Source organism: Bacillus sp. PS237, assembly GCF_037963345.1.
GTDB classification, from domain to species: Bacteria; Bacillota; Bacilli; order Bacillales; family Bacillaceae; genus Bacillus; species Bacillus subtilis.
In genome coordinates this window covers 3,557,708-3,573,259 of record NZ_CP150156.1, presented here as the reverse complement: position 1 = coordinate 3,573,259, position 15,552 = coordinate 3,557,708, and the positions used below count along the sequence as shown (strand labels likewise).

At 40.6% G+C, this 15,552-nt stretch carries 21 protein-coding genes; all 21 read left to right on the top strand.

The genetic code is table 11. The features are described 5' to 3' along the window. Positions 1-5: 5 nt before the first annotated feature. Positions 6-1,163 (top strand): two-component sensor histidine kinase DegS, encoded by a 1,158-nt coding sequence (degS, locus tag NST22_RS18555; protein WP_003227983.1) that lies wholly within the window; start codon positions 6-8, stop codon positions 1,161-1,163. Between the two features lie 82 nt (positions 1,164-1,245). After that, positions 1,246-1,935: a two-component system response regulator DegU gene (gene degU / locus NST22_RS18550; RefSeq protein WP_003219701.1), complete on the top strand. Its 690-nt coding sequence runs from the start codon at positions 1,246-1,248 to the stop codon at positions 1,933-1,935. A 97-nt stretch (positions 1,936-2,032) separates the two neighbouring features. Further along, a complete protein-coding gene (locus tag NST22_RS18545) occupies positions 2,033-2,878 on the top strand; it encodes a DegV family protein (protein WP_003244125.1) in 846 nt (281 codons plus the stop codon). Between the two features lie 105 nt (positions 2,879-2,983). Next, entirely contained in the window at positions 2,984-4,375 is a 1,392-nt protein-coding gene (gene comFA, locus NST22_RS18540) for an ATP-dependent helicase ComFA (protein ID WP_003243962.1), read from the top strand. Positions 4,376-4,434: 59 nt separating this feature from the next. After that, positions 4,435-4,731, top strand: a complete 297-nt coding sequence (gene comFB / locus NST22_RS18535) for a late competence protein ComFB (RefSeq protein WP_003227989.1) — start codon at positions 4,435-4,437, stop codon at positions 4,729-4,731. After that, positions 4,695-5,417 carry a comF operon protein ComFC gene (comFC, locus tag NST22_RS18530; RefSeq protein WP_003227991.1) on the top strand — a complete coding sequence of 241 codons (723 nt, stop codon included), beginning with the start codon at positions 4,695-4,697 and terminating at the stop codon, positions 5,415-5,417. The genes comFB and comFC overlap by 37 nt, the downstream gene beginning before the upstream one ends. A 73-nt stretch (positions 5,418-5,490) precedes the next feature. Beyond that, positions 5,491-5,910, top strand: a complete 420-nt coding sequence (locus tag NST22_RS18525; RefSeq protein ID WP_003227995.1) for a TIGR03826 family flagellar region protein — start codon at positions 5,491-5,493, stop codon at positions 5,908-5,910. Between the two features lie 80 nt (positions 5,911-5,990). Then, entirely contained in the window at positions 5,991-6,257 is a 267-nt protein-coding gene (gene flgM, locus NST22_RS18520) for a flagellar biosynthesis anti-sigma factor FlgM (RefSeq protein ID WP_003227997.1), read from the top strand. Between the two features lie 15 nt (positions 6,258-6,272). Beyond that, a complete protein-coding gene (flgN, locus tag NST22_RS18515; protein ID WP_003227999.1) occupies positions 6,273-6,755 on the top strand; it encodes a flagellar protein FlgN in 483 nt (160 codons plus the stop codon). Positions 6,756-6,773: 18 nt separating this feature from the next. Further along, positions 6,774-8,297: a flagellar hook-associated protein FlgK gene (flgK, locus tag NST22_RS18510; protein WP_003228001.1), complete on the top strand. Its 1,524-nt coding sequence runs from the start codon at positions 6,774-6,776 to the stop codon at positions 8,295-8,297. A 10-nt stretch (positions 8,298-8,307) separates the two neighbouring features. Then, a complete protein-coding gene (gene flgL / locus NST22_RS18505; RefSeq protein ID WP_003228004.1) occupies positions 8,308-9,204 on the top strand; it encodes a flagellar hook-associated protein FlgL in 897 nt (298 codons plus the stop codon). A 46-nt stretch (positions 9,205-9,250) separates the two neighbouring features. Then, positions 9,251-9,826 (top strand): DUF6470 family protein, encoded by a 576-nt coding sequence (locus NST22_RS18500; protein ID WP_003243053.1) that lies wholly within the window; start codon positions 9,251-9,253, stop codon positions 9,824-9,826. Between the two features lie 20 nt (positions 9,827-9,846). Next, positions 9,847-10,278, top strand: a complete 432-nt coding sequence (gene fliW, locus NST22_RS18495; RefSeq protein ID WP_003228007.1) for a flagellar assembly protein FliW — start codon at positions 9,847-9,849, stop codon at positions 10,276-10,278. Beyond that, positions 10,272-10,496, top strand: a complete 225-nt coding sequence (gene csrA, locus NST22_RS18490; protein ID WP_003219727.1) for a carbon storage regulator CsrA — start codon at positions 10,272-10,274, stop codon at positions 10,494-10,496. The genes fliW and csrA overlap by 7 nt, the downstream gene beginning before the upstream one ends. Positions 10,497-10,640: 144 nt before the next feature. Beyond that, on the top strand, positions 10,641-11,555 hold the full coding sequence (gene hag, locus NST22_RS18485) for a flagellin Hag (protein ID WP_003228021.1): 915 nt from the start codon (positions 10,641-10,643) through the stop codon (positions 11,553-11,555). Positions 11,556-11,787: 232 nt separating this feature from the next. After that, complete coding sequence (flaG, locus tag NST22_RS18480) at positions 11,788-12,117, top strand: flagellar protein FlaG (protein WP_009968250.1); 330 nt, start codon at positions 11,788-11,790, stop codon at positions 12,115-12,117. A gap of 17 nt (positions 12,118-12,134) precedes the next feature. After that, a complete protein-coding gene (locus tag NST22_RS18475; RefSeq protein ID WP_003242960.1) occupies positions 12,135-13,631 on the top strand; it encodes a flagellar hook-associated protein 2 in 1,497 nt (498 codons plus the stop codon). Between the two features lie 21 nt (positions 13,632-13,652). Then, positions 13,653-14,054 (top strand): flagellar export chaperone FliS, encoded by a 402-nt coding sequence (gene fliS / locus NST22_RS18470; RefSeq protein WP_003243747.1) that lies wholly within the window; start codon positions 13,653-13,655, stop codon positions 14,052-14,054. Further along, the gene (gene fliT / locus NST22_RS18465; protein WP_003242603.1) at positions 14,051-14,392 is read left to right on the top strand and encodes a flagella biosynthesis regulatory protein FliT; all 342 of its coding nucleotides are present in this window, start codon (positions 14,051-14,053) and stop codon (positions 14,390-14,392) included. Before fliS ends, fliT begins: the two co-directional genes overlap by 4 nt. Positions 14,393-14,401: 9 nt before the next feature. Beyond that, a complete protein-coding gene (locus NST22_RS18460; RefSeq protein WP_003244377.1) occupies positions 14,402-14,779 on the top strand; it encodes a hypothetical protein in 378 nt (125 codons plus the stop codon). 190 nt (positions 14,780-14,969) lie between these two features. Beyond that, positions 14,970-15,539 carry a ribosome hibernation promotion factor gene (hpf, locus tag NST22_RS18455; RefSeq protein WP_003228031.1) on the top strand — a complete coding sequence of 190 codons (570 nt, stop codon included), beginning with the start codon at positions 14,970-14,972 and terminating at the stop codon, positions 15,537-15,539. The last annotated feature ends 13 nt before the right edge of the window (positions 15,540-15,552 follow it).

Below are 15,552 nucleotides of genomic sequence, written 5' to 3'. Positions count from 1 at the left end.
AAATTATGAATAAAACAAAGATGGATTCCAAAGTGCTGGATTCTATTTTGATGAAGATGCTGAAAACCGTTGACGGGAGCAAGGACGAGGTTTTTCAAATCGGGGAGCAGTCACGCCAGCAGTATGAACAGCTGGTCGAAGAACTGAAACAAATTAAACAGCAGGTGTATGAAGTGATTGAGCTTGGCGATAAACTTGAAGTGCAAACTCGCCATGCGAGAAACCGTTTATCCGAGGTCAGCCGTAATTTTCATAGATTCAGTGAAGAGGAAATCCGCAATGCTTATGAAAAAGCCCATAAGCTGCAGGTAGAATTGACGATGATCCAGCAGCGTGAGAAGCAATTGCGCGAACGGCGGGACGATTTGGAGCGCAGATTGCTAGGGCTTCAGGAAATCATTGAGCGGTCAGAATCATTAGTAAGCCAAATTACAGTTGTGCTCAACTACTTGAATCAGGATTTGCGCGAAGTTGGACTGCTTCTTGCTGATGCTCAGGCAAAACAGGATTTCGGCTTAAGAATTATTGAGGCGCAGGAAGAAGAGCGAAAAAGAGTCTCAAGAGAAATCCATGACGGACCCGCTCAAATGCTGGCGAATGTTATGATGAGATCGGAATTAATCGAGCGGATTTTCCGTGACCGGGGCGCAGAGGACGGATTCCAAGAAATTAAAAATCTCCGCCAAAATGTTCGGAATGCCCTTTACGAAGTGAGAAGGATTATATATGATTTAAGACCGATGGCCCTTGATGACCTAGGCCTGATTCCAACTTTAAGAAAATATCTATATACAACCGAGGAATATAACGGGAAGGTCAAAATACATTTTCAGTGCATTGGAGAAACAGAGGATCAGAGGCTAGCGCCTCAGTTTGAGGTTGCGCTCTTCAGGCTCGCACAGGAAGCTGTGTCTAATGCGCTAAAGCATTCTGAATCTGAAGAAATTACAGTCAAAGTTGAGATCACAAAGGATTTTGTGATTTTAATGATAAAAGATAACGGTAAAGGGTTCGACCTGAAGGAAGCGAAAGAGAAGAAAAACAAATCATTCGGCTTGCTGGGCATGAAAGAAAGAGTAGATTTATTGGAAGGAACGATGACAATAGATTCGAAAATAGGTCTTGGGACATTTATTATGATTAAGGTTCCGTTATCTCTTTGACTATGATTTGTAAAATAGAGCCAAAAGGCATATTGACCGAATGCTAGAGTATATAGAACAATAATACAAGGAGGCGTGGCTTGTGACTAAAGTAAACATTGTTATTATCGACGACCATCAGTTATTTCGTGAAGGTGTTAAACGGATATTGGATTTTGAACCTACCTTTGAAGTGGTAGCCGAAGGTGATGACGGGGACGAAGCGGCTCGTATTGTTGAGCACTATCATCCTGATGTTGTGATCATGGATATCAATATGCCAAACGTAAATGGTGTGGAAGCTACAAAACAGCTTGTAGAGCTGTATCCTGAATCTAAAGTAATTATTCTATCAATTCACGATGACGAAAATTATGTAACACATGCCCTGAAAACAGGTGCAAGAGGTTATCTGCTGAAAGAGATGGATGCTGATACATTAATTGAAGCGGTTAAAGTAGTGGCTGAGGGCGGATCTTACCTCCATCCGAAGGTTACTCACAACCTCGTTAACGAATTCCGCCGCCTTGCAACAAGCGGAGTTTCTGCACACCCTCAACATGAGGTTTACCCTGAAATCCGCAGACCATTACATATTTTAACTAGGCGGGAATGTGAAGTGCTGCAGATGCTTGCAGACGGAAAAAGCAACCGCGGTATTGGTGAATCATTGTTTATCAGTGAGAAAACCGTTAAAAACCATGTCAGCAATATTTTACAAAAAATGAATGTAAACGACCGGACGCAAGCCGTTGTGGTCGCCATTAAAAATGGCTGGGTAGAAATGAGATAGTATAATAGGAGACTTGCCTTTTACTAGGCAGGTCTTTTTTTAGGCTGCCGTTTCCCTTACAATAGAGTTATAAAGCAATAAGGCAGGTATCGAAGCTATGAATATTGCAGTCGTAACAGACAGCACGGCATATATTCCGAAAGAAATGCGTGAACAACATCAGATACATATGATCCCTCTCCAGGTTGTTTTTAGGGAGGAGACTTACCGTGAAGAAATTGAGTTGGACTGGAAAAGCTTTTATGAAGAAGTGAAAAAACATAATGAGCTCCCGACGACTTCTCAGCCGCCAATCGGCGAGCTGGTTGCGTTGTATGAAGAGCTTGGCAAGTCTTATGATGCGGTTATCAGTATCCATCTTTCCAGCGGGATCAGCGGAACATTCAGCAGTGCAGCAGCGGCTGATTCGATGGTCGACAATATTGATGTGTATCCATTTGACTCAGAGATCAGCTGCTTGGCTCAAGGCTTTTATGCCCTTAAAGCTGCTGAATTAATCAAAAACGGAGCATCATCGCCGGAAGATATTATAAAAGAACTGGAAGAAATGAAAAAAACAGTTCGAGCTTATTTTATGGTAGATGACTTAGCCCATCTTCAGCGCGGCGGGCGATTAAGCAGCGCCCAAGCCTTCATTGGTAGTCTTCTAAAGGTAAAGCCTATCCTTCATTTTGACAATAAGGTAATTGTGCCTTTTGAGAAGATTCGCACACGTAAAAAAGCAATTTCGCGAATTTATGAGCTTTTAGACGAAGATGCGAGTAAAGGGTTGCCTATGCGAGCTGCTGTTATCCACGCTAATCGAGAGGAAGAAGCAGCGAAAATCATTGAAGAGCTTTCTGCAAAATATCCTCATGTTGAATTTTATAACAGCTATTTTGGCGCGGTAATCGGCACTCATTTGGGTGAAGGTGCGTTAGGAATTTGCTGGTGTTTTAAATAAGGCCAAATCTCCGTTTTTAGAGCGGAGATTTTTTTATATTCTTATTTTAATAGTTGGACAGAAAATATTCATTCAGGCATACTGTTTCGAAAGGAGGCGTGCTATGTGAATGTGCCAGTTGAAAAAAACAGTTCCTTTTCAAAAGAATTGCAGCAGACGCTTCGAAGCCGTCATTTGCTCAGGACTGAGCTCTCATTTTCCGATGAGATGATTGAATGGCATATCAAGAATGGATATATCACTGCTGAAAATTCTATATCCATAAATAAACGGAGATATAGATGTAATAGGTGCGGACAAACTGATCAGCGGTATTTTTCTTTTTATCACTCATCTGGAAAGAATAAGCTGTATTGCCGTTCCTGTGTCATGATGGGCAGAGTGAGTGAGGAGGTTCCTTTATATTCATGGAAAGAGGAAAATGAATCAAACTGGAAGTCTATTAAGCTGACATGGGATGGCAAGCTTTCAAGCGGACAGCAAAAAGCCGCCAATGTTTTAATTGAAGCAATATCAAAAAAAGAAGAGCTCCTCATCTGGGCGGTTTGCGGCGCTGGCAAAACAGAAATGCTGTTTCCTGGTATAGAATCAGCGTTAAATCAAGGACTGCGTGTATGTATTGCAACACCTCGCACCGATGTTGTATTAGAGCTTGCTCCAAGACTCAAGGCTGCCTTTCAGGGTGCTGACATTTCAGCGCTTTACGGAGGAAGCGATGACAAAGGGCGGCTATCTCCGCTTATGATTTCCACTACGCATCAGCTTTTGCGATATAAAGATGCAATCGATGTTATGATCATTGATGAAGTTGACGCTTTTCCATATTCTGCTGATCAAACCCTTCAATTCGCTGTTCAAAAAGCAAGAAAGAAAAACAGCACCCTCGTTTATTTAAGTGCAACACCTCCTAAAGAATTAAAAAGAAAAGCACTGAACGGACAGTTACATTCAGTTCGCATCCCCGCAAGACACCACCGGAAACCTTTACCCGAACCGCGCTTTGTATGGTGTGGAAACTGGAAGAAGAAATTAAACCGAAATAAAATTCCGCCAGCGGTGAAAAGATGGATAGAGTTTCATGTAAAAGAAGGGAGGCCTGTTTTTTTATTCGTTCCTTCCGTTTCTATTCTGGAAAAGGCTGCTGCGTGCTTTAAAGGTGTTCATTGCCGAACCGCATCTGTGCACGCGGAAGACAAGCATAGAAAGGAGAAAGTGCAGCAATTCAGAGATGGTCAGCTCGATCTATTAATCACAACAACAATACTGGAAAGAGGCGTCACAGTCCCCAAGGTGCAAACGGGTGTACTAGGAGCGGAATCGTCTATCTTTACGGAAAGCGCACTTGTTCAAATTGCAGGAAGAACCGGCCGGCATAAAGAATATGCGGACGGCGATGTCATTTACTTTCACTTCGGCAAAACAAAGAGTATGCTCGATGCAAGAAAGCATATAAAAGAAATGAATGAATTGGCAGCAAAAGTTGAATGTACAGACTAGCCATTATTTGAAAACGTGGTACAGTATACTCATATAACCGATGATGAGGAGCTGTAAAAATGCTTGTCAATTCAAAAGAAATCGTAATGAAAGAACTGCTCGACCGATATATGGACCAGCTTCATATGGCCTGTACTTGCCAAGTATGCCAAAACGATGTATTGGCACTTTCTTTAAACAAAGTGAGTCCATCCTACGTTACTGATTTTAAAAAGATCGCATATACGAAAGCTGAGCTGGTAGATAAACAAAAAAACACAGCAATGCTTGTCATTTTGGCTGAATCTGCTGCAGTAGTTTCAGAGAGTCCAAGCGATTTATGTCAAACGAAGCAGGAGGAGGCATTCATAAACTGATCTGTTTATTATGTGATTCGCAATTTTCTCAAGATGTTACATGGAGAGCCCTTTTTTTACTAAAGCCTGATGAAAAGGTTTGTTATTCTTGCAGAAGCAAATTAAAGAAAATCACAGGACATATCTGCCCCCTGTGCGGCAGACCTCAATCTGTTCATGCCGTATGCAGGGATTGCGAGGTGTGGAGAACAAGGATCAGAGACAGTTTGCTATTGCGTCAAAACCGTTCAGTTTACACATATAATGATATGATGAAAGAAACGCTCTCCCGTTTTAAATTTAGAGGAGATGCAGAAATCATAAATGCATTTAAAAGTGATTTTTCTTCAACCTTTTCTAAGGTTTACCCCGATAAGCATTTTGTTCTTGTACCTATTCCGCTGAGCAAGGAACGGGAAGAAGAGCGCGGATTTAACCAGGCACATCTCTTGGCAGAATGTTTAGACCGGCCTTCCCACCATCCCCTCATTCGCCTGAATAATGAGAAACAGTCAAAGAAAAAGAAAACAGAACGCCTGCTGTCAGAGTGCATTTTTGATACAAAAAATAATTCAGCAGAAGGTATGAATATCATTTTAATAGACGATCTTTATACAACAGGCGCCACCTTGCACTTCGCAGCCCGCTGCTTATTAGAAAAAGGAAAAGCCGCTTCAGTGTCATCTTTTACCTTGATCAGAAGCTAAATGATTCTGTTTTTATGCCGATATAATCACTAGAAATTGACACAGGCATATTATCTAATAAGGAGAAAAAAAGATGGGAGAACTGGCTAATTGTCCGAAATGCAATGCTTTATTTTTAAAAACAAAGCTGCAAACCGTATGTCAGGCGTGTATTAAGGAAGAAGAAAAATCATTTGAGACTGTCTATAAATTTTTAAGAAAACAGGAAAACCGGCAATCAACTTTGAGCCGGATAACTGAGGAAACAGGTGTGGAAGAAGAGCTGATATTGAAATTCATCAGGCAGAAGCGAATTCAGATCACTCATCTTCCTAATTTGGCATACCCTTGTGAAAGGTGCGGGACATCGATTAGAGAAGGCAAGTTCTGCAAGGCTTGCCAGTCTGATATTAAGGATCAAATGGATCATTTGAACCACGAGGATGCTCTGAAAATCGAGAAAGAAAATAGTAAAAAAGACACATACTATGCCTATAATACCAAAAACAGCTGATTCCCTAAACTAACTGAAAACGCAGTCGATAAAAGGGTTAAGATTGTTTAAAGACTGCAACGGAAAGCGAGAGGAATCCTATGAAAATCAATCAATTTGGAACACAATCCGTTAATCCATATCAAAAAAATTATGATAAGCAAGCGGTGCAAAAAACTGTTGCACAGCCTCAAGATAAAATTGAAATTTCATCACAGGCTAAAGAAATGCAACATGCATCCGACGCAGTCACTGGTTCACGACAGGAAAAAATTGCGCAGCTTAAAGCGCAAATTGAAAACGGGTCATACAAAGTAGACGCAAATCATATTGCGAAAAATATGATTAATTTTTATAAAAAGCAATAAAAAAGGAGAAAGCCCATGTCAGCGAAGGCAATTATTGAACAATTGAAGCGACTTTGCGTTCTGCATGAGCACCTGCTCACGCTGTCTGAAGAAAAGACGGAAGCGCTCAAAGCCGGCAAAACAAAAGAGCTTTCTAACATTTTGACAAAAGAGCAAAAATATATTCAAGCAATCACGCAGACAGAAGATGACCGGATCAAAACAACTTCGGCCTTTCTCGGATATAGCGAAAATAATACTATTTCCGCATGTATCGCCAAAACCTCAGGCAGTGAAAAGGAAGAGCTGGAACAACTATACGAATCTCTTTCTCAAGTTCTCGGACGTCTGAAAAAAGTAAATGAGATGAATAGGCAGCTGACAAGAGACGCGCTGCAATTCATCTCTATTTCGTACGATATGCTGGTTCCTAAGGAAAATAACTTCAATTACAGCAAATCAATTAAAGCTGAGCTGCCGAAAAGTAGCAAAATGAAACTGTTTGATTCAAAAGCTTAGCAGAAAGGAATTCAGAAAATGACATCTACCTTTATGGGGCTTGAAACTGCAAGGCGGGCGTTAAGCGCTCAGCAGGCAGCGTTAAGCACTACTGCAAATAACGTGGCAAATGCCAATACTGATGGTTATACAAGACAGCGGGTCTCATTGGAGGCAACTGACTATTTCCCTGCTGTATCTAAAAATGCAGAAAAAACAGCGGGACAAATGGGTACGGGCGTTCAAGGAAAATCAGTTGAGAGAATAAGAGATATCTTTCTTGACTACCAATACCGTCTTCAAAACAACAGTGCCGGATACTATGACACGAAGGCAAAAGCGCTGTCCCAAATGGAAGGCGTTTTAAATGAAACGGATGACAGCGGCTTGAACAGTGTGCTCAATTCGTTTTGGAATTCCCTGCAGGAATTATCGAATAATACAAATGAAGAAAGTGCACGTTCTGTTGTTGCTCGAAAAGGACAAGCTGTAGCTGAAACGTTTAATTATATTTCTGAATCACTTACAAATGTCCAATCGAATTTAAAAGCAGAGCTAAATACAACTGTGTTGGATGTCAATTCTCTGCTTTCTCAGTTAAACAGTTTAAATAAGCAAATTGCACAAGTAGAGCCGGTCGGGCTTCTTCCGAATGGCTTATATGACCAGCGAGATTTGCTGATCGATAAATTATCCTCAATGGTTGATATCAAAGTCAGCTACAACAAATCAGGCGGGAATGCACTTGCATCTGCTGAAGGAACTGTATCAATTGAAATCCTTGATAAAAATAAACAGTCGCTAGGAACTGTTTTGGACGGTAAAAATTACGAGGTTTCAGAACTTGCAGCCAACTATGATAATGAAACTGGGTTAGTATCAAGTATTTCAATCGGGGATACAGCTGTACAGGCGGAGTCCTTTAGCAGCAAGGGATCCCTTTTAGGGTTTATAGAGTCTTATGGGTATATAACAGCAGATGGCCAAGAAAAGGGCGTATACCCGGAAATGCTTTCTGATCTTGACAATATGGCGCTTGAATTCGCGAAAGCTTTCAATGAAGTGCACAGAAATGGTGTGACCAAGAGCGGTGAACAAGGCGGAGACTTTTTTGATTTTACTGGCGGTGAAACTGAACCTGCCAAGGGCGCGGCGGGCAAGATCAAAGTGGCTGACAGCATAATAGATTCAAAAGGCGCAAACATTGCTTTCTCACTGACTGGCGCAGCCAACGATAACGCAAATGCTACAAAATTAGCAAATGTTTTAACCGGTAAAATAACCATTAACGGTAAAGAAACTAGTGTTTTAGATTATTATGCGGGTCTGATTGGCGAGCTAGGGATCGAAGCTCAAGAGGCTAATCGACTGGCGTCTAATACAGAAACACAGCTGAATGATGCTGACATAAACCGTCAGCAAATGAGCGCAGTTTCTTTAGACGAAGAAATGACGAATATGATTCAATTCCAACACGCATACAATGCAGCTGCAAGAATGGTGACTTTACAAGACGAATTGCTTGATAAAGTGATCAACGGCATGGGTGTTGGAGGAAGGTAGGTAGAGTCACATGAGAGTAACACAAGGCATGATACAGCAAAACTCACTGAGATATATCGGTTCAAGCTACTCGAAGCTGGATAAACTCCAGTCGCAGATTTCTTCAGGAAAAAAAATCTCAAAAGCTTCCGACGATCCTGTAGTAGCAATGAAAAGCTTAAAGTATAATACGCAACTGTCTCAAGTGCAGCAGTACAAAAGCAATGCTTCTCAAGCCTTTACCTGGCTCGAAAACACAGAAACAAACATTACAGAAGGAATTGACATCTTGTCAAAGGTCAGAGAATTAGCGGTTGAAGCTCAAAATGATACAAACGGCGAGCCGGAGCGGCAAGCGATTGGCGTAGAGGTAAAGCAGTTAAAGGAACAGCTTTTAAATATTGCGAATACACAAGTGAACGGCAGATATATCTTTAATGGCACAAATTCAGATAAGCCTCCGGTTACAGATAACGGAGACGGAACTTATACAATTTCTGATACAGCTGATGTCGTAGTCAATATATCAAATAATATGTCATTGAAAGTGAATTCAGATCCAAAGTCAGCTTTTGGAGGCACTTCTGAAAGCGGGCAGAATGTATTTGAAATGCTTGATTCTTTTGAGAAAGCACTAAATTCTGGTTCGCTAGATGGCATGGACAGTGTTTTAAATGATATTGATCATTTTTCTGACGGCATGAGCGCTGAACGATCTGATCTTGGAGCGAGATATAATCGTCTTGAACTGGTTAATACAAGACTGTCAGCGCAAGAAGAAACAGCTACCAAAGTGTTATCAGACAATGAAGATGTAGAACTGGAAGAAGTAATAACTGAATTTATTGCGCAGCAAAGTGTGCACAGGGCTACTCTGGCCGTTAATGCGCAAATTGTTCAGCCTACATTGATTGACTTTTTAAAGTAAGCGGCTCTTAGGAGTTCGCTTTTTTTATAGTTCAGGAGGTAGAGTGATGCAGATTCCCAGATTGATTATGCATAGTGTTCAAGGAAAAATTGGTTTAACAACGACGCCTGCCAGCTTAAAAATGGAGCAGCCTCAAGCTGATCTAGAGATCGAACAGCCGAGTGCGGAAATGGAAATATCGGTGACACCTGGAAAACTCACGATTGACCAGACACAAGCATGGGAAGAATTAGACAGAAAGCATGTTTTCAAGAGAATTGAAGAAGCCGCCCAACAAGGGCATGAGGATGTAATGGAGGGAATAGCACGCACTGCAGAAGAAGGCGACGAGCTTATGAAGATTGAAAATAAGGGGAACCCAATCGCTTCACAAGCAAGGAGGAACTCTGAAATGCACCAAATTCAATTAGGCGAAAATTATGCTCCTTCTCTTTCGAGGGTGAAAATACAATATACTCCGTCACAGCTTGATGTGCAGATTACGCCGCGAAAGCCTGTTATTCAGGCTGAGCCGCATAAGCCAATTGTTGAATATACGCCAGGAAATGTTAAGGTTGACATGCTTCAATACCCTGATTTAAATATAGATGTAGAATACCCGAAAGAATCACCCGAAAAGTAAAAAGAAAAGGATCGTGAACAATGATCATTCATACGAAGTACCATGGCCAAATGAACATAAAAGAAGAACAAATCATTCTTTTTGAAAGCGGGATTCCAGGCTTTTTAGAAGAAAAACAGTTCGTCATACTTCCGCTTTCAGAAGACTCTCCATTCGTGGCACTGCAGTCCGTCACTTCAGAAAATCTTGCGTTTATCGTCGTAAGTCCGTTTATCTTTTTTAAGAATTATGAATTTGATCTTGATGAATCAACTGCTGAACTTTTGGATATCGATAATATTCAAGACGTAGAAGTCATGACAATATTGACTATGGCAGAGCCATTTGAAAAGTCTACTGCGAATTTATTGGCTCCCATTATTGTGAATCGCAAGAACATGATGGCTAAGCAAGTCGTTTTACACGACTCCTCATATACGACAAAGCATCCGATTGGAGGAGAATCATGCTAGTTTTATCGCGGAAAATAAACGAAGCGATTCAAATAGGTGCTGATATTGAAGTAAAAGTGATTGCGGTTGAAGGGGATCAAGTGAAGCTTGGAATTGACGCCCCAAAGCATATTGATATTCACAGGAAAGAAATTTACTTGACCATTCAGGAAGAAAATAACCGTGCAGCAGCGTTATCCAGCGATGTGATCTCCGCATTATCCTCACAAAAAAAGTGAGGATTTTTTTATTTTTGTATTAACAAAATCAGAGACAATCCGATATTAATGATGTAGCCGGGAGGAGGCGCAAAAGACTCAGCCAGTTACAAAATAAGGGCACAAGGACGTGCCTTAACAACATATTCAGGGAGGAACAAAACAATGAGAATTAACCACAATATTGCAGCGCTTAACACACTGAACCGTTTGTCTTCAAACAACAGTGCGAGCCAAAAGAACATGGAGAAACTTTCTTCAGGTCTTCGCATCAACCGTGCGGGAGATGACGCAGCAGGTCTTGCGATCTCTGAAAAAATGAGAGGACAAATCAGAGGTCTTGAAATGGCTTCTAAAAACTCTCAAGACGGAATCTCTCTTATCCAAACAGCTGAGGGTGCATTAACTGAAACTCATGCGATCCTTCAACGTGTTCGTGAGCTAGTTGTTCAAGCTGGAAACACTGGAACTCAGGACAAAGCAACTGATTTGCAATCTATTCAAGATGAAATTTCAGCTTTAACAGATGAAATCGATGGTATTTCAAATCGTACAGAATTCAATGGTAAGAAATTGCTCGATGGCACTTACAAAGTTGACACAGCTACTCCTGCAAATCAAAAGAACTTGGTATTCCAAATCGGAGCAAATGCTACACAGCAAATCTCTGTAAATATTGAGGATATGGGTGCTGACGCTCTTGGAATTAAAGAAGCTGATGGTTCAATTGCAGCTCTTCATTCAGTTAATGATCTTGACGTAACAAAATTCGCAGATAATGCAGCAGATACTGCTGATATCGGTTTCGATGCTCAATTGAAAGTTGTTGATGAAGCGATCAACCAAGTTTCTTCTCAACGTGCTAAGCTTGGTGCGGTACAAAATCGTCTAGAGCACACAATTAACAACTTAAGCGCTTCTGGTGAAAACTTGACAGCTGCTGAGTCTCGTATCCGTGACGTTGACATGGCTAAAGAGATGAGCGAATTCACAAAGAACAACATTCTTTCTCAGGCTTCTCAAGCTATGCTTGCTCAAGCAAACCAACAGCCGCAAAACGTACTTCAATTATTACGTTAATTTTAAAAAAGACCTTGGCGTTGCCAGGGTCTTTTAATTTAAATTTCTATCTCCTAATCATTCCTCATCCTGTCACTAACTCATGATATAATAACCGGATTCTCCACTAACTTTTTATAAATGTATTTCCATACAAGAAATCTAAAACAGAAGATTTTTTTCCAAAAATATGTGTAATCTTATCTCGACTTAGTCGATATAAACGATAGATTGGGGCATAGGGGATGATCAATTGAACATTGAAAGGCTCACTACGTTACAACCTGTTTGGGATCGTTATGATACTCAAATACATAATCAGAAAGATAATGATAACGAGGTTCCTGTTCATCAAGTTTCATATACCAATCTTGCTGAAATGGTGGGGGAAATGAACAAGCTTTTGGAACCTTCGCAAGTTCATCTGAAGTTCGAGCTTCATGACAAGTTAAATGAATACTATGTAAAGGTAATAGAGGACTCTACAAATGAAGTGATCCGCGAAATTCCACCAAAACGGTGGCTTGATTTTTATGCGGCTATGACTGAATTTCTTGGGTTATTTGTAGATGAAAAAAAGTAGAATAGGAGTGGTTTGAGATGGTCACAAGAATAACAGGTCTGGCGTCAGGAATGGATATAGATGATATCGTATCAAAGCTGATGCAGACAGAAAGAGCGCCGCTTGATAAGCTGACACAAAAAAAGCAGACTCTTGAATGGCAGCGTGACAGCTATCGTGAAGTAAACTCAAAAATAAAAGAATTGCAAGATTATATGTCTAAAAATACGTTGACATATCCGAGCACGTATCAGAGCAAAACTGTGACAAGCTCTAATGAGTCTGTGTTAACTGCTACAGGAAGCGTAAGTGCGCCAAATTCTTCGTCTACTGTTGAAGTGGCGAGCTTGGCAACTGCAGCAACGTATAAGGCAAACAATTATACGGGATACACACAAGGCGATTACAATTTGGCATTTAACGTTGTTGCGCCTGGCGAAACAACAGCAAAAACAGTGAACATTAGTGTGACGAGTGCCGATACGATTGATAATGTGATTTCTAAACTTAACAGCTCAGATCTAGGAGTATCAGCATTTAAAGATAAAATTTGGAATGGTACAGAGTACGTAGAAACGATTGCGTTTTCTTCTAAAGCAACAGGTGCAGGAGGAAGCATACAGGCAGCAGACTCTGCTACAGCTGACTTTATGTCCGGTCAGCTTGGTTTTTCTTTGGATGCTGATAATAAGCTTACTGCTTACAAAGAAGGCACAAATGCCAAAGTCACAATCAACGGCTTTGAAATGGAGAAGCTGACAAACAATTTCACGGTGAATGGTGTTACTTATTCGATTAAAAATACAACTGCAGCCACAGGCCCTGTTACCACATCTGTTTCTACTGATGTTGATGGGATTTATAACCAAATCAAAGAGTTTGTAGATAAATACAATGAACTGGTTGACAGCCTGAATGAAAAGCTGAAAGAAGAAAAATACCGAGACTATACGCCACTCACGAGTGAACAAAAAGAAGCCATGTCCGATAAAGAGGTAGAGCTCTGGGAGGAGAAGGCGAAAAGCGGATTGCTGAGAAACGATTCAAGCATCAGCACTGGCACGAACCAAATGCGGACTGACTTTTATACTCAAGTGAATGCGGATGGGAAAACCTATCAATTAACTGAATTTGGCATCACAACTTCAAGTGCTTACCAACTGCGAGGGCACTTAGAGATTAACGAAGAGAAATTGAAAGCAAAAATAGCAGAAGATCCTCAAGGAGTTGCTAATCTTTTTACAAGTGGAACAAATGATAGTAACTATAGCGATAAAGGTATTATGAAGCGGATTACTAATACACTTAGAAGTACTGTGAAAAGTATTGAAGCTAAAGCTGGGAACTCGACAATGGGAGCTAGTAGCTATTCCATTGGAAAAAATTTAAACTCGATAAGTACTGAAATAACTGATATGCAGGACAGATTGAATACCATAGAAAACCGCTATTATTCAAAATTCAGTGCAATGGATTCTGCGATTCAAAAAATGAACGAACAAGCGTCCTATTTATCACAGCTTCTTGTACAATAAATGTAATTTGGAGGATGACACATGGCGATCCAAAATCCATATACAGCCTATCAGCAAAATTCAGTGAATACGGCTACACCCGGGGAGCTGACGCTTATGCTGTATAATGGCTGTTTGAAATTTATAAGACTTGCCGCTCAGGCCATTGAGAATGATGATATGGAACGTAAAAATGAAAATCTGATTAAAGCGCAAAATATTATTCAGGAATTAAATTTTACACTTAACCGTAACATAGAGCTTTCCGCTTCTATGGGTGCGATGTACGATTATATGTATCGCAGATTGGTACAGGCAAATATCAAAAATGATACGGGCATGCTGGCTGAGGTTGAAGGTTATGTAACAGATTTTCGCGATGCTTGGAAACAAGCCATTCAAAGTGAGCGGAAGGACCGGCACGGATCAGGCGGGATCGCATGAATAATATAGATCAACTATACACTGAGACGAAGAGTATGCTGTCACACATACAAAATACGCCGGAAAGCGATGAACTTTTAAAGCAAATTGAAGACTTTGTGGCTACACGGTCTGAACTGATTCAGGAGATATCTCTGCCGCTTTCAGAAGAAGAGCGAAAGCAGATGAAACTTATTTTGACATGGGATCAGCTGATTGTGAAGGAAATGGAAAGACTGAAGCAGTCAATCGCAACAGAACTTCAGCAGATGAAAAGAAAACGTGTGATGCATACGACGTATTTAAACCCTTATAACAACATTACGATTGACGGCACATATTATGACAAGCGTAAATAGGTGAGTGCCTTGAAGAGCATTGAAGATTATACGCTTTTATCAGCTTATTATCATCTTCTTTTTACCATCGAAGAGGGGTTGTGTTATTTGATAGAGGCTGAAGAGAATTTATCAAAAACAGAAGGGGATCGGATCTACCAAGATCTGATCCAAGCCTTTTTTTATTTGGATTCAACACATTCAACACTTCTCTTCATTATGGATTCGCGGTGTGCTGAAATTTGTGTGAAAGCATTTGACCAAATTTTTGCGGAGTTTGATCAATTGGTCTCTTTCTCTTTTCCCTCTCATGAGTTCTGTGAGTATTTAAAGGAACATTTTCTGATTCATTATAGAAAATGGATGCTGTCTATTCATCAATGTATGGAACCCTTTTTAATCAATTAGGCGTGTGTGAGGTATTTGTTTCGTTCAATCAGCATATACATATACCTCCGAACCGCCAATAACAGAGCAAATACAAACAAAATTCGACAAAGTTCACTGAATTTTCACAAAAGATTTATGTTTCAGCAGGAATTGTAAAGGGTAAAAGAGAAATAGATACATATCCTTAATAAAAGGGAGGCGTTCTTTGATGAACTATAACATCAGAGGAGAAAATATTGAAGTGACACCCGCGTTAAAGGATCATGTCGAGAGGAAGATCGGCAAGCTGGAGCGCTATTTTGACCATAGCGTGGATGCTGATGTGAACGTCAACTTGAAGTTTTACAATGACAAGGAGTCTAAGGTTGAGGTTACGATTCCGATGACAGATCTGGCGCTTCGGTCCGAGGTGCATAACGAGGATATGTACAACGCAATTGATCTCGCAACAAACAAACTGGAACGTCAAATCCGTAAGCATAAAACGAAAGTAAACCGTAAATTCCGTGAGCAGGGCTCTCCAAAATATTTATTGGCAAACGGTCTTGGCTCTGATACAGATATTGCGGTTCAGGATGACATAGAAGAGGAGGAGAGCTTGGACATCGTCCGTCAGAAACGCTTTAATTTAAAGCCGATGGATAGTGAAGAAGCGATCTTGCAAATGAATATGCTCGGCCATAATTTCTTTGTTTTCACAAATGCGGAAACAAACCTTACAAATGTCGTGTACCGCAGAAATGACGGGAAATATGGCTTAATTGAACCGACTGAATAATGAAGAGAAGCCT

What these genes read in the sequence shown, in the direction of transcription:
- degS (WP_003227983.1), top strand. Translation starts at nt 6, where the DNA reads ATGAATAAAACAAAGATGGATTCCAAAGTGCTGGATTCTATTTTGATG.
- NST22_RS18545 (WP_003244125.1), top strand. Translation starts at nt 2,033, where the DNA reads ATGAATATTGCAGTCGTAACAGACAGCACGGCATATATTCCGAAAGAA.
- comFB (WP_003227989.1), top strand. Translation starts at nt 4,435, where the DNA reads ATGCTTGTCAATTCAAAAGAAATCGTAATGAAAGAACTGCTCGACCGA.
- comFC (WP_003227991.1), top strand. Translation starts at nt 4,695, where the DNA reads ATGTCAAACGAAGCAGGAGGAGGCATTCATAAACTGATCTGTTTATTA.
- NST22_RS18525 (WP_003227995.1), top strand. Translation starts at nt 5,491, where the DNA reads ATGGGAGAACTGGCTAATTGTCCGAAATGCAATGCTTTATTTTTAAAA.
- flgM (WP_003227997.1), top strand. Translation starts at nt 5,991, where the DNA reads ATGAAAATCAATCAATTTGGAACACAATCCGTTAATCCATATCAAAAA.
- flgN (WP_003227999.1), top strand. Translation starts at nt 6,273, where the DNA reads ATGTCAGCGAAGGCAATTATTGAACAATTGAAGCGACTTTGCGTTCTG.
- flgK (WP_003228001.1), top strand. Translation starts at nt 6,774, where the DNA reads ATGACATCTACCTTTATGGGGCTTGAAACTGCAAGGCGGGCGTTAAGC.
- flgL (WP_003228004.1), top strand. Translation starts at nt 8,308, where the DNA reads ATGAGAGTAACACAAGGCATGATACAGCAAAACTCACTGAGATATATC.
- NST22_RS18500 (WP_003243053.1), top strand. Translation starts at nt 9,251, where the DNA reads ATGCAGATTCCCAGATTGATTATGCATAGTGTTCAAGGAAAAATTGGT.
- fliW (WP_003228007.1), top strand. Translation starts at nt 9,847, where the DNA reads ATGATCATTCATACGAAGTACCATGGCCAAATGAACATAAAAGAAGAA.
- csrA (WP_003219727.1), top strand. Translation starts at nt 10,272, where the DNA reads ATGCTAGTTTTATCGCGGAAAATAAACGAAGCGATTCAAATAGGTGCT.
- hag (WP_003228021.1), top strand. Translation starts at nt 10,641, where the DNA reads ATGAGAATTAACCACAATATTGCAGCGCTTAACACACTGAACCGTTTG.
- NST22_RS18475 (WP_003242960.1), top strand. Translation starts at nt 12,135, where the DNA reads ATGGTCACAAGAATAACAGGTCTGGCGTCAGGAATGGATATAGATGAT.
- fliS (WP_003243747.1), top strand. Translation starts at nt 13,653, where the DNA reads ATGGCGATCCAAAATCCATATACAGCCTATCAGCAAAATTCAGTGAAT.
- fliT (WP_003242603.1), top strand. Translation starts at nt 14,051, where the DNA reads ATGAATAATATAGATCAACTATACACTGAGACGAAGAGTATGCTGTCA.
- hpf (WP_003228031.1), top strand. Translation starts at nt 14,970, where the DNA reads ATGAACTATAACATCAGAGGAGAAAATATTGAAGTGACACCCGCGTTA.